The organism is Aeromonas sp. 19NY04SH05-1 (genome assembly GCF_040581895.1).
GTDB classification, from domain to species: Bacteria; Pseudomonadota; Gammaproteobacteria; order Enterobacterales; family Aeromonadaceae; genus Aeromonas; species Aeromonas enteropelogenes.
This window is the reverse complement of the sequence record NZ_CP095328.1, coordinates 2,292,230-2,305,887: the sequence shown is the minus strand read 5'-3', so window position 1 is coordinate 2,305,887 and position 13,658 is coordinate 2,292,230. Positions and strand designations below refer to the sequence as shown.

General features: G+C 57.7%; 9 protein-coding genes. 5 read left to right on the top strand and 4 right to left on the bottom strand.

All coding sequences use genetic code 11. The annotated features are described in order from the left end of the window. Positions 1–44 precede the first annotated feature (44 nt). From pepN to MRK42_RS10570, 5 genes are all read left to right on the top strand, one after another. Complete coding sequence (gene pepN, locus MRK42_RS10590) at positions 45–2,669, top strand: aminopeptidase N (RefSeq protein ID WP_338612384.1); 2,625 nt, start codon at positions 45–47, stop codon at positions 2,667–2,669. Positions 2,670–2,784: 115 nt separating this feature from the next. Continuing rightward, complete coding sequence (locus MRK42_RS10585; RefSeq protein WP_042026198.1) at positions 2,785–3,006, top strand: DUF2835 family protein; 222 nt, start codon at positions 2,785–2,787, stop codon at positions 3,004–3,006. Between the two features lie 278 nt (positions 3,007–3,284). Beyond that, positions 3,285–8,123, top strand: a complete 4,839-nt coding sequence (locus MRK42_RS10580) for an NAD-glutamate dehydrogenase (protein WP_338612382.1) — start codon at positions 3,285–3,287, stop codon at positions 8,121–8,123. A 76-nt stretch (positions 8,124–8,199) separates the two neighbouring features. Further along, positions 8,200–9,210: a quinone-dependent dihydroorotate dehydrogenase gene (pyrD, locus tag MRK42_RS10575; RefSeq protein WP_201977684.1), complete on the top strand. Its 1,011-nt coding sequence runs from the start codon at positions 8,200–8,202 to the stop codon at positions 9,208–9,210. 88 nt (positions 9,211–9,298) lie between these two features. After that, on the top strand, positions 9,299–9,835 hold the full coding sequence (locus tag MRK42_RS10570; protein WP_042069362.1) for a cell division protein ZapC: 537 nt from the start codon (positions 9,299–9,301) through the stop codon (positions 9,833–9,835). A gap of 117 nt (positions 9,836–9,952) precedes the next feature. Here the strand turns inward: MRK42_RS10570 and MRK42_RS10565 are convergent, their stop codons facing one another. From MRK42_RS10565 to MRK42_RS10550, 4 genes are all read right to left on the bottom strand, one after another. After that, positions 9,953–11,098: an EAL domain-containing response regulator gene (locus MRK42_RS10565; RefSeq protein WP_231555600.1), complete on the bottom strand. Its 1,146-nt coding sequence runs from the start codon at positions 11,096–11,098 to the stop codon at positions 9,953–9,955. A gap of 83 nt (positions 11,099–11,181) precedes the next feature. Then, positions 11,182–12,261, bottom strand: a complete 1,080-nt coding sequence (locus MRK42_RS10560; RefSeq protein ID WP_338612381.1) for a chemotaxis response regulator protein-glutamate methylesterase — start codon at positions 12,259–12,261, stop codon at positions 11,182–11,184. Beyond that, complete coding sequence (locus tag MRK42_RS10555) at positions 12,258–13,118, bottom strand: protein-glutamate O-methyltransferase CheR (protein ID WP_338612380.1); 861 nt, start codon at positions 13,116–13,118, stop codon at positions 12,258–12,260. Before MRK42_RS10555 ends, MRK42_RS10560 begins: the two co-directional genes overlap by 4 nt. After that, positions 13,118–13,651 carry a chemotaxis protein CheW gene (locus tag MRK42_RS10550; protein WP_338612379.1) on the bottom strand — a complete coding sequence of 178 codons (534 nt, stop codon included), beginning with the start codon at positions 13,649–13,651 and terminating at the stop codon, positions 13,118–13,120. Before MRK42_RS10550 ends, MRK42_RS10555 begins: the two co-directional genes overlap by 1 nt. Positions 13,652–13,658 lie beyond the last annotated feature (7 nt).

Sequence of the window (13,658 nt, the reverse complement as noted above, 5' to 3'; positions counted from 1 at the left end):
GCCAGCCTCTTTCTCGCCTTTAACAAGCGTGGAAGCAGACAATAATGACAAATCACTCCCAGGCCATGACGGCCAAATATCGTCAGGACTACCAGGCCCCTCTCTACTGGATTGATACCATCGATCTGGATTTCCAGCTGCAGGAACCCCTCACCCAGGTCACCGCCATTACCCGCATTCGACGCAACGGCGATCACAACGAACCTTTGGTGCTCGATGGCGAACAGCTGAAGCTCAAGAGCATCGCCATCGACGGTGTGCCGTGCGAGCATTATGAGCTGGGGGAGAGCAGCCTGACCCTGTTCAACTTGCCCACCGAGTGCGTGCTGACCATAGTCACTCTGCTGGATCCCGCCGCCAACAGCGCGCTGGAAGGGCTCTACAAGTCCGGTGATGCCTATTGCACCCAGTGCGAAGCCGAAGGGTTTCGTCGCATCACCTATTATCTCGACCGGCCCGATATCCTGGCTCGCTACAGCACCCGTATTACCGCAGACAAGGCCAAGTATCCCTTCCTGCTCTCCAACGGCAACAAGGTCGACAGCGGCAATCTGGACGGTGGTCGCCACTTCGTGCAGTGGCAGGATCCCTTCCCCAAACCCAGCTATCTGTTTGCTCTGGTCGCCGGGGATTTTGACGTGGAGCGAAGCAGTTACGTAGCCCGAAGTGGCCGCAAGGTGGCCCTCGAGATCTTCGTCGACAAGGGCAACCTGGATCGGGCAGGTTTCGCCATGGAGAGCCTCATCAACTCCATGCGTTGGGACGAACAGCGTTTCGGTCTGGAATACGACCTCGATATCTACATGATCGTCGCGGTGGACTTCTTCAACATGGGCGCCATGGAGAACAAGGGGCTCAACATCTTCAACTCCAAGTTCGTGCTGGCCAACCCGGCTACCGCCACCGACAGCGACTACCACGGTATCGAACGGGTGATCGGTCACGAATATTTCCACAACTGGACCGGCAACCGGGTCACCTGTCGCGACTGGTTCCAGTTAAGCCTGAAAGAGGGGCTGACGGTGTTTCGGGACCAGGAGTTTTCCTCCGATCTCGGCTCGCGCGGAGTAAACCGCATCAACAATGTGCGCACTGTGCGCGGCCCGCAGTTTGCCGAAGACGCCGGTCCCATGGCGCACCCCATCCGCCCGGATGTGGTGATCGAGATGAACAACTTCTACACCCTGACCGTCTATGAGAAGGGTTCTGAAGTGATCCGCATGATGCACACCCTGCTTGGTGAAGAACATTTCCAGGCCGGCATGCGCCTCTATTTCGAGCGCTTTGACGGTCAGGCTGTTACCTGCGATGACTTCGTACAGGCGATGGAAGATGCCTCCGGGGTGGATCTTGGCCGCTTCCGTCGCTGGTACAGCCAGTCCGGTACCCCCGAGCTGACTGTAACCGACGAATACGACGCCGCCAGCGGCATCTATCGCCTGCACGTGCGCCAGCACACGCCACCGACCCAGGATCAGCCACAGAAACTGGCGCTACACATTCCCCTCGATATAGAGCTTTATGATGAGCAGGGGGCCGTCATCCCGCTGCAATACCAGGGTAAGGCGATAGGCAACGTACTCGATGTGCTGGAGTCTGAGCAGACCTTCACCTTTGAGCGAGTGCCAACCAAACCGGTTCCCTCCCTGCTGCGGGACTTCTCAGCCCCGGTCAAGTTGCACTATGACTACAGCGACGAGGCGCTGGCTTTCCTGATGCGCTTTGCCCGCAACGAATTTGCCCGCTGGGATGCCGCCCAAATGCTGATCAACAAGGCGGTGATGGACGGGGTTACCCGGGTACAACAAGGGCAGGATGTGGCGGTATCGGCCACCTTGCTGGATGCCTTTGTCGCTATTTTGGACGACAGCGACCTGGATCCGGCCCTCAAGGCCGAGATCCTGGCGCTGCCGGGGGAGGCGACCCTGGCCGAACTGTTCGAGGTGGCTGATGTCGATGCCATCCATCGGGTGCGCAACGAGATCCAGCAGCGGCTGGCGCAGGCCTTCGGGGCGCGGCTGGCCGCCCAGTACGACAGTCTGAAGCTGCCGACCTATCGGGTAGTGCATGCCGACATGGCCAAGCGCGCTCTCAAGGGCGTGGTACTCGGTTATCTGGCGGCCCTCGACGCAGACAGCGCCGATCTACTGGTGCGCCAACAATATGCGGCCGCCGACAACATGACCGACACCCTGGCGGCGCTGCAGGTGGCCAACAGCCATCTGTTGCCGTGCCGCGCCGAGCTCCTGGCCGATTTCGAGGGCAAGTGGGCGCACGATGGTCTGGTGCTGGACAACTGGCTGCGCCTGGTGGGTGCCAAGCCGGCCGCCGATGTGCTGGCCGATGTGAAGCTGGCGATGGCACACCCCACCTTCAGCATTCGCAACCCGAACCGGCTGCGGGCGCTGATCGGCAGCTTTGCCATGAACAACCAGGTGCAGTTCCATGCCCGCGATGGCAGCGGCTACCGCTTCCTGACCGATCTGCTGATCGAGCTCAACGAGGTCAATCCCCAGGTGGCGTCACGCCTCATCACTCCCCTTATCCAGTTCAAACGGCTCGATGAAGAGCGCAAGGGGCTGATCCGCGCCGAGCTGACCCGACTGGCCAGCCTCGAAGGATTGGCGCGGGATCTGTTCGAGAAGGTGAGCAAGGCGCTGCTGCAGTAAGGGAACAGGGCTGGGGATGGGTCTCTTCTGCCCACTCTTGCCTGCGTTATGCTCGTGAAGATAAAGACAAGGCGAGCGGTTCGGTTGAACCCTCGCCCTTTTTGAAGGAGCCGACGTGAAGCAGTTTACCTTTCGATTATCTCTGAGCCACGACGAGATCATGCTGATGTACCAGGGCCACGTCAGGCGCCTGGTGGTGGGAACCGAGCAAGGGCTCACCATAGAGATAGGGTTGGAAAAAATCCGCCCCTTTGTCGCCCACAGCGGGGTGTACGGCTATTTTCGCCTGAAAACCCAGGACGATTATCGCTTCATCAGCCTGGAACGCATAAATTAACATTTTTGGAACAGATTACCGACTAGTTATCTCGCTTTTATCACTAACTATCCGGTAATTTTCCGCAAAGGCAGTGAGAATTTCTGTTTTTTTTATCATTGGCAAAATTTCTCACAGTTTAAGTCGTGATCTGCCCCCTGTTTTTAACAACTTATTAGCACTATCGCTCGCCTTCCCTTATTCAAGCCATTACACTTCGCAACAACTCTGTACCAGCGGGCAATCAGGGTGATTGCCTCTGCGTCGGTGGTTAATGTCGTCCGATAAGGAATATAAAAATGGCATTGAAAGACGCCCCTACCTCAGTTCTGCTCGAAAACGTTCTCAGCCTGATCAACCAAAAATTGCCCAAAAACAGTGCCTCCCTGGTCGAGCGCTTCGTTGCCAAGTTTTACGGCAACATGGCCAGCAGCGACCTGCATGATCGCAACGACAGCGATCTCTACGGGGCGGCGCTGAGTCTGTGGAATGCGCTCAACCAGCGCGTCGGTACCGCGCCCTGCATCCGGGTCTACAACCCGGAGCTGACCCGCCACGGTTGGCAATCTCCCCATACCATCGTCGAGATCATCCTGCAGGATGCCCCTTTCCTGGTGGACTCCATCCGCATGGCCCTCAAGCGCCTCAATATCACCGCCCACATGATGCTGCACCAGCCGCTGCACCTTATTCGTGACGGCGAGGGCAAGATCAGCGCCATTCTGGACCTCGACAACACGGCCGAACAGACTTCCGTTGAGACCGCCTTCCTCATCGAGATTGACCATCTGACCAGCGAGGCACAGATGGAGGCCCTGGCCGCCGAGCTCGACTCGGTTGCCGGTGAAGTGGCGCTGGCGGTAGGGGACTGGCAGCCCATGCTGGCCAAACTCAACGAGATCATCGATGAGTTGCCCAAGCGCAAGCTCCCGGTCAGCAAGGCAGAGGTGGACTCTTGCGTCGCCTTCCTGAAATGGGTTGCCGCCCACAACTTCACCCTGATGGGCTACCGCCGCTATGACGTCAAGGCGGTGGAGGGGGATCACGAGATCCTGCCGCAAGCCAGCTCGAGCCTCGGGCTGATGAAGAACTCCATCAAGGAAGAGGGGCAGCGCCTCGGCACTATGCCGGCCAGCGCCCGTCACGAGGCATTGAGTTCCGATCTGCTGATCCTCACCAAGTCCAACAGCAAATCCCGGGTTCATCGTCCGGCCTATGTGGATTACATCGGCATCAAGCGCTTTGACGAGCATGGCAAGGTGATCGGCGAAGACCGCTTCATCGGCCTCTACGCCTCTTCCATTTACAACACCAGTGCGACCCAGATCCCCCTCATCAGCCATCGGCTTGAGCGGATCATGGCCGCCTCCGGGTTCGAGAAGGGCTCCCATGCCTACAAGGCGCTGCTGAACGTGCTGGAAACCTATCCGCGTGACGAGTTGATCCAGGCCCGTGAAGAGGAGTTGCTGGCCACCGGTCTCGGCGTGCTGGAGATGCAGGAGCGTGACATGCTGCGTCTGTTCGTGCGTCGCGACGTCTACGGCCGTTTCTTCTCCTGCATGGTCTATGTCACCAAGGAGCGCTACAACACGGCACTGCGGGTCAAGACCCAGCAGATCCTGCAGAAATATTTCGGCAGCAACGAAGAGGTGGAGTTCAACGTCTACTTCACCGAAGGGGTGCTGGCGCGGACCCACTACATAGTGCGGGTCAACAACAACAACGTGGATGTGGATGTGAACGAAGTACAGAACAACCTGATTGAAGCTGCCCGCAGCTGGGATGACAGACTCGACTCCGTGCTGCTCTCCCACTATGGCGAAGCCCGTGGCAACGAACTGCGTCGCCGTTTCAGCGCCGCCTTCCCCCGTGCCTACAAGGAAGACGTGCTGCCGGGTTCTGCCGTCGCCGACATCATGGCGCTGGACAACCTGAGCGAAGCCGAGCCGCTGGGCATGCTGTTCTACCGCGCCCAGGAAGAGCAGAACGATCGCCGGGTGCGCCTCAAGCTGTTCCATCGCGCCGAGCCCATCCATCTCTCCGATGTCTTGCCCATGCTGGAAAACATGGGGTTGCGGGTTATCGGCGAGACCCCGTATCAGGTCCGTACTCCGGCCGACGAGGTGTTCTGGATCCTCGACTTCTCCATGCTGCTGCACGGCGAGCAGCCGTTCGATCTGGAGCAGAGCCAGCAGCGCTTCCAGGAAGCGTTTGCCGCCATCTGGAACAAGAGCCTGGAAGATGACGGCTTCAACCGTCTGGTGCTGGGCGCAGGCCTCACCGGCCGCCAGGTCTCTGTGCTGCGTGCCTATGCCAAGTACATGCGCCAGACCGGGGTCTCCTTCAGCCAGTCCTATATCGAGGAGACGCTGACCCGCTACCCCGACATCGCCCAGTTGCTGTTCACCCTGTTCGAGCAGCGCCTCAATCCTGCCATCACCCAGGATGCCAAGGTGCAGGCGAAGATCCACGAGCAGCTCGCCGCCAAGCTGGATCAGGTCGCCAACCTGGATGACGATCGCATCATCCGCCGCTTCATGGAGATGATCGAGGCGACCCTGCGCACCAACTATTACCAGAAGGACAAGGCGGGCAACATCAAGCCCTACATCTCCTTCAAGCTGGCCCCTTCCAGCATTACCGACATGCCGCTGCCGCTGCCCAAGTTCGAGATCTTCGTCTACTCGCCACGGGTGGAAGGGGTTCACTTGCGCTGGGGCAAGGTGGCCCGTGGTGGCTTGCGCTGGTCCGATCGCAAGGAAGACTTCCGCACCGAGGTACTGGGTCTGGTGAAGGCCCAGCAGGTGAAGAACACCGTTATCGTGCCGGTCGGCGCCAAGGGCGGTTTCTACTGCAAGCAGATGCCGGCTGGTGCCCCTCGCGCCGTTATCCAGGAAGAGGGCAAGGCCTGCTATCGCCTGTTTATTCGCGGTCTGCTGGATGTCACCGACAACATCATCGGTGGTGAGGTGATCCCGCCAAAAGACGTGGTACGTCACGACGAGGATGACTACTACCTGGTCGTCGCCGCCGACAAGGGCACCGCCACCTTCTCCGACATCGCCAACGAAATAAGCCTGGAGTACGGTCACTGGCTGGGCGATGCGTTTGCCTCCGGCGGCTCGGTCGGCTATGACCACAAGAAGATGGGCATCACAGCCCGTGGTGCCTGGGAGTCGGTCAAGCGGCATTTTCGCGAAATCGGCGTCAACTGCCAGACCACCGACTTCACCTGTGTCGGGATCGGCGACATGGCGGGGGACGTGTTCGGCAACGGCATGTTGCTCTCTGAACACACCCAGCTGGTGGGCGCCTTCAACCACATGCACATCTTCATCGACCCGACGCCGGATGCGGCCAGTAGCTTTGTTGAGCGTAAGCGCCTGTTCGAGCTGCCAGGTTCGAGCTGGGATGACTACAACCGCGAACTTATCTCGGCAGGGGGTGGCATCTTCCTGCGCTCGGCCAAGTCCATCAAGCTGAGCCCCGAGATCCAGACTTTGCTCGGTACCGACAAGGCCAGCATGGCCCCGAACGAGCTGATCAAGGCGCTGCTCTGCCTGAATGTGGACTTGCTCTGGAACGGCGGCATCGGTACCTATGTGAAGAGCGCCCGCGAGAGCGATGCCGAAGTGGGTGATCGCAGCAACGACGTGCTGCGGGTCAATGGTCGCTCCTTACGTGCCCGCATCGTGGGTGAGGGCGGCAACCTGGGCTTTACCCAGCTTGGCCGGGTGGAGTACGCCAGCCAGGGCGGACGCATCAACACCGACTTCACCGACAACGTGGGCGGCGTGGATTGCTCTGATAACGAAGTCAACATCAAGATCCTGCTGAACCAGCTTGTCGCGGCAGGGGATATGACTCTCAAACAGCGCAATCAGATGCTCTATGAGATGACCGACGACGTGGCGCAAATCGTTATCACCAACGCCTATCGCCAGTCCCAGTCCATCTCGGTCACCAGCTTCCGCGGTGCCGAGCAGCTCAAAGAGCAGCAGCGTTTCATCCAGGGGCTGGAGCGTGAAGGCAAGCTGGATCGTGCGTTGGAATTCCTGCCCTCCGATGAGGAGCTCTCCGAGCGAATGGCGGCCGGGCAGGGGCTGACCCGACCCGAACTGGCGGTGTTGGTAGCCTACGGCAAGATGGTGCTCAAAGAGCAGCTCAATTGCCCCGAGGTGACCGACGAGCCCTTCCTCGCCAACATGCTGGTGACCAGCTTCCCGGCCCAGTTGCAACAGCAGTTCGGCGCGGCCCTTGCCCAGCACCCGCTGCGCGGCGAGATCATCGCGACCCGGGTGGCCAACATGCTGGTCAACGACATGGGCCTCAACTTCGCCAGCCGGATGAAGGACGAGACCGGCGCCTCTTTGGCCGAAGTGGCCTGTTGCTTTGCCATGGCCCGCGAGGTATTCGGTCTCAGCGCCCTGTGGCGCGATATCGAAGCCTGTGACAACCAGGTGGGGGCCGAGACCCAGCTCGAGCTGATGTTCTACAGCCGCCGCATCGTGCGCCGTGCCACCCGCTGGTTCCTGCGCGCCCGTAACCGCAGCTGGAGCATCAGCGAGAATATCGCCTTCTTCCGTCCGGCCTTCGAGACCCTGACCGAGCACCTCTACGAGGTGATGGACGAGAGCGAAGTGACCGAGCACCGTCAGGTGGTGGCCAAGTGGATGGAGCGCCAGGTGCCCGAGCACATTGCCCGTCAGGTCGCTCATATGAGCAGTCTCTTCTCCAGCCTGGATCTGGCGCAGATTGCCGCGGAGCACAAGACCGACATCCTGCGCGTCGCCAATGTCTACTACCGTCTCGGTGCTAAGCTGGATCTGCACTGGTTCCTCGATCAGATCAACCATCAGCCGGTGGGCAACCACTGGCAGGCGATGGCGCGGGCCTCGTTCCGCGAAGATCTGGACTGGCAGCAACGCAGCCTCACTTCCGTGGTACTGGAAGGGTGCAAAGATCAGGGAGAATGCGCTACCATACTGGCCGACTGGATTTCGGAGCATGAGCAACTCTTGTCCCGTTGGACCCATATGTTGGCCGACTTCAAGACCACCAGCACCCACGAGTTCGCCAAGTTCTCGGTGGCCTTGCGCGAGTTGAACCTGCTCCAGTTGAATTGCCGAGCACTGTAATTGCCAGATAAGGCATAACACCGGCATAACACCCAAAGCCCCGGCCAGTTGCCGGGGCTTTTTTTAAGGAGCAAAGATGTTGTACCCCATCGCCAGGCATTTCCTGTTCAAGCTCAATCCGGAACAGGCACACGATCTCTCCATGAAATATTTGCCCCGCCTTCTCGGTACGCCACTCGATTGTTTCTTCCGTCAGAATTTGCCGAAACGCCCCGTCTCCGTCATGGGGCTTTCTTTTGCCAATCCGGTGGGATTGGCAGCAGGTCTTGATAAAGATGGGGAGTGCATTGATGCGTTGGGAGCCATGGGCTTTGGCTTTATCGAGGTAGGCACTGTTACCCCCAAACCCCAGAGCGGCAACGACAAACCCCGCCTGTTCCGGGTTATTCCGGCAGAGGGGATCATCAACCGCATGGGTTTCAACAACAAGGGTGTTGACCATCTGGTCGCCAGAGTCAAAGAGGCGAAATATCAGGGGGTGATCGGCATTAATATCGGCAAGAACAAAGATACCCCCATTGAGCAGGGCAAGGATGATTACCTGTTCTGTATGGACAAGGTTTATGACCATGCCGGTTATATTGCCGTCAATATCTCCTCGCCCAATACCCCGGGGTTGCGCCAATTGCAATATGGCGAGGCGCTCGATGAATTGCTGGCTGCTCTCAAGGCTCGCCAGCAAGAGCTGGCGGCCAAATATAAGAAGTATGTGCCGCTGGCTGTAAAAATTGCCCCAGATTTGAGTCTTGATGAAATAGATCAGGTTGCTGCTTCTCTGGTTCGCAATGGCATCGATGGCGTTATCGCGACCAATACCACCCTGGAGCGGGGAATGATCTATGACATGCCCCATGCTGGTGAAGCAGGTGGTCTCAGCGGTCGCCCATTGCAGCACAAGAGCACTGAGGTGATCCGCCACTTGGCAAAGGCTCTCGATGGCGCCCTGCCCATCATTGGGGTAGGGGGGGTGGACAGTGCCATGGCCGCCCGTGAAAAGCTGGCAGCCGGTGCCAGCCTGGTGCAAATTTATAGCGGTTTTATTTATAAAGGCCCGGGGCTGGTTAAAGAAATCGTCGAAAATATATAAGAAATAACCTGGAGCCCTTTATTTGACGTTGCCGATTTTATCTACATGGAATAAAGTCATCAGATGCAATATCAAGAAGGGCTCCCACATGTTTATCCAACCGACCGATAGCTGGCAATGGCACTACGATGCTCAGAATGACCGTCTGATGTTGGAGCTGTCTGATAACATGTTATTTGCCACCGAATATAAGGGGCGGCAATTGGTACCCAATGCATTCACGACTCAGCCTTTTTGTGTCGATGATGCTGCACTCTATTATCAGCTGATGGATAAAGCTGCCGAACTGCAGTGGAGTATTCCTCATCAGGTACAACTGGTACTCAATGCCATCGCCGTCAGTCGATTTTATAAACCACTGATGCCGCAAAGCTGGTTTTTCAACGAACAACATTCAACCATCTGGCCAATAAATGGTGATTTGGTCTGGATGTGTACCCCTCACGGACGTGGCGAGTTCATGGTCATCGAAGCAGGGGAACAGGCCAGCGTCTGTCTGAATTTGACCGATGATTTGATATTGACCACCAGCAAGCAATTGCCTCGTTTCGGGGTGATCAAAGTCATGAATAACCGTATGGTTCCCCGTGTCGTTATGACAGAGCAATACCGTCAGGTTAGTTGAAGCAGTGCCATTAAATAGCCCCAGGTGGCTATTTAATGGCACTGTTAGCTGTGTTCAGCCGTGATCTTTCATCTCTCTATTGCAGATATGCTGCGATACTCTTCATGCCGTGTCATGTTATGACTTGCTGGATTTTTCCTGCCATTCGAGATACCAGTTTTCAACCTGATCGATGGGTAATGGGCGACTGATGTAATAGCCTTGCGCCAATTCGCACCCAAGCAAGGCCAGTTGCTGCCAATCTTCCTGATTTTCCACCCCTTCTGCGACGGTTTTTAACCCCAATTTCTGACTCATCACGATGGCGGACGTCAATATTGCCAGCTTCTTGGGACTGGTGTGAGCATCGTGAACAAACTCCTTATCTATTTTGATTTCGGTGAAGGGGCAGCGAGAGAGCTGCTTCATGGATGAATAACCGGTGCCGTAATCGTCCATGGCAATGCCAAAACCGCGCAACCGCAAACGTGCCAGGGTGCCGAGCGACATGGCAATATTCGACATGAAGGTGGTTTCAGTAACCTCGATGATGAGTGTTTGACAGGAGAGTTGATGTTCCTGAGCAATCGCGACCATGTTGTCGACCAGCTTGTCGGTAAGCAGCAGGGAAACGGGCAGATTCACCGAGCAACTGAGATCATCAGGCAGGACTGTCATATTGCGCAGTGCCGCACAGGTGTCATGTAAAAAGCGATAGAAGAAGTCCAGCGCCAGGGGGCCTTCTTCCAGATGATGCACGAAGCAGATCGGAGGGAGTAAGCCATGCTCGGGATGACGCCAGCGTACCAGCGCCTCGAAACCAAACAGCCGCGAGTCCACCATGGTGACCTTGGGTTGTAAAAACGGCACAAGTTGACCACTGTTCAGCGCTTGTCGCACATCCTCTGCGGTGAACGATAGCTGCATCCATTTGTTGCTTTCCCGTCGTACCTGGGGGTCGCAATGTCGCAACATATTGCGCAGGTCGTTTTTCTTGAGTGGTTTGGCCAGCACGCCGATCACCTCAAGGGTGCCGGCATCGGCGATGGAGTGAATGACGTCCAGTACATCCCGTTCGACCGCACTCATCACGGCGATAAACATCTGGTAGTTGGTGTCTTTTTCCAAATGGCCGATGAGCTCGACCCCATCCATGCCCGGCATGTTGAGGTCGGTCAGCAGCAGATCCACATGGTCTATCTGTCGCAGCTTGTTCAGGGCATCCTGACCGTCGCTGGCGACATGGATCTGGCCAAAGCCCAGCTCCTGAAGCAAGCAGGTCACCTCATACTGCTGGGTGCGAGAGTCATCGACCACCAGGGCACAGCGGCCCTTCCATTGCACTAATGGCATAGTTGATCCCCTAGTTAATCTGACAATGTGAGGGTTTGGGCTATCTGCATGAGTGACATCACCTGATCCACCCCACCATGAGCTATCGCCTCTTTAGGCATACCAAATACCACGCAACTTGCTTCATCCTGGGCGATGGTTCGTGCGCCCGCATCGCGCAGCTCTCTCATGCCCCTTGCTCCGTCATCACCCATGCCGGTCATGATGACGCCGGTAGCATTCTGGCCCGCGCTCACGGCGACCGAGCGAAACAAGACATCCACAGAGGGGCAGTGACGGGAGACGGGGGGACCTTCTTTCACCTCCGCCAGATACTGGTTGCCACTGCGCTGGATTAACAGGTGCTTGCCCCCTGGCGCTATCAGGGCCACGCCGGGCAGCAGGCGATCTCCTGTCACGGCTTCTTTGACCTCCAACTGTGAATGATGGTTTAGCCGCTCGGCAAAGGAGGCCGTGAATCGTGCCGGCATATGCTGCACGATGGCGATCCCGGGGCAGGAAGCAGGCAAGCGGGTCAGCAGATACTCCAGCGCCTGGGTGCCCCCCGTCGAGGTGCCGATGGCAATGATCTTGTCTGTGGTGCGAAACCTGGGGTGTTCCGCAGGGGCAGAGAGCACGGCATCGGCGGTATTTTTCGGAGGAACCGCGATGGCGCCGCCACTCTTGTTGCCGGCTGGATTGAGATTGCGCAACTTTGCATGGGCCGCACAGCGGATCTCCTGGATCAGATCATTGGCCCCCTGTTGCAGGAAATCCTTAATTCCTACTCCGGGCTTGGTCACAATGGCAATGGCTCCGGCAGAGAGGGCCTCCAGAGTGATGCTGGCACCCTCAGCAGTCAGCGACGAGCAGATGATGACAGGGGTCGGCCGCTCGGCCATGATCTTCTTGAGAAACGTCAAGCCATCCATCCTGGGCATTTCGAGATCCAGAATGATGACGTCAGGCCAGATCTTGTTCATCTGCCGCATGGCAAAGATGGGATCGAACGCGGCCCCCATGACCTCGATATCGGGCGCTTTGCCCAGCATCTGGGTCAACACTTCGCGCACCAGCGCAGAGTCATCCACGATCATCACTTTGATTGTCATCATTCATCCCGGGTGAATTGGCAGCGATAGCGAGAGGTGGCTTCCTGCACCAGCGGAAGATCCGGTTGACGGATAGTCTCCGAATGCCCGATGAGCAGATAACCACCCGGTTTGAGCAGTTCACACAACTGTGACAAAACATGAACCTTGGTCGCTTCATTGAAATAGATGAGCACGTTTCGCAAAAAAATCACGTCAAAGTCCCGCTCGATGAAATCGCGACATCCGAGCAGGTTCAGGTTCGAAAACGAGACTTTCCTGGCCAGCTCCGGCTTGACCCGGATCTTGCCTTCGTACTCGTCGTGGCCACGCTGAAAATAGCGCAGCCACAGATGGGGAGGGACATGCCTGGCCCGTTCGACGGTATAGATGGCGCGCTGGGCAAAGGGAATGACCCGGGTGTTGATATCGGTGGCGTGGATGTCCCAGTGCTCATTGATTCCAAGTTGTTCTGCCAGCACCATGGCGGCGGAGTAGGCCTCCTCGCCGGTAGAACAGGCGGCAGACCAGACGCGCAGCGGGGCGGGATCTTCTGCCAAGCGTTGCTCTGCGTAGTGCTTCAGCCAACCGAAGTGCGGCATTTCACGAAAAAAATAGGTCTCGTTGGTGGAGAGCAGATTGATGGCGATCTGTCGCTCCTGACGGGCCTGCGGTTGATTGATCCGCTCCCAGTAGGCGCGGTAGCTGCCCAGGTGGAGCGTTCGCAAGCGTTTGGCCAGTCTGGATTGCACCAGCGCCCGTTTGCTCGGCGCAAGATCAATACCGGCGGACGCCAGAATAAAGCGGCGAAACAGCTCGAACTCCTGCTGGCTCAAGGTAGGATTAGGACCTGAGCCCGGAGTGCCGGGGGGAGGGCTCATCAGCACTCTCCCGCTCCTGCATTGAACAGTTGGTTGGTGGCGGCTTCCGCCATGGCGCTCAGTTCGCTGATGGAGAGCGCCTTGGGCATATCGAGCAAGATGGCAAAGCGTTGGTCGATGGTAACCACGCCACGAATGAAGTCTCCCCTGATCTGGGTGCCAAAGGTCGGGGCCGGTTCGATGGCCTCTGTGGCTATCTCGAGTACTTCGCATACCGCGTCGAGCAGCATACCGATTTCCTGGGTACCGCCACTGCTGGTGGGTAGTGACAAGATGGCCACGCAGCTGGTGGACTGCAGCTCGGTCTGGCCCCGCCCAAATCGGATAGAGAGATCAATGACCGGCACCACGGCCCCCCGTAGATTGATGATCCCCCTGACAAAGCGCGGCATCATGGGCACCGGAGTCACCCCCTCGAACTCGATGATCTCGCGAATGCAGCCGATATCGACGCCGTATAGTTCCCCCCCGAGCATGAAGGTCACGCAATGAAAATGAGATGCTTCGGCGTCCTGGACAAGCATTGCGCACATAGACGGA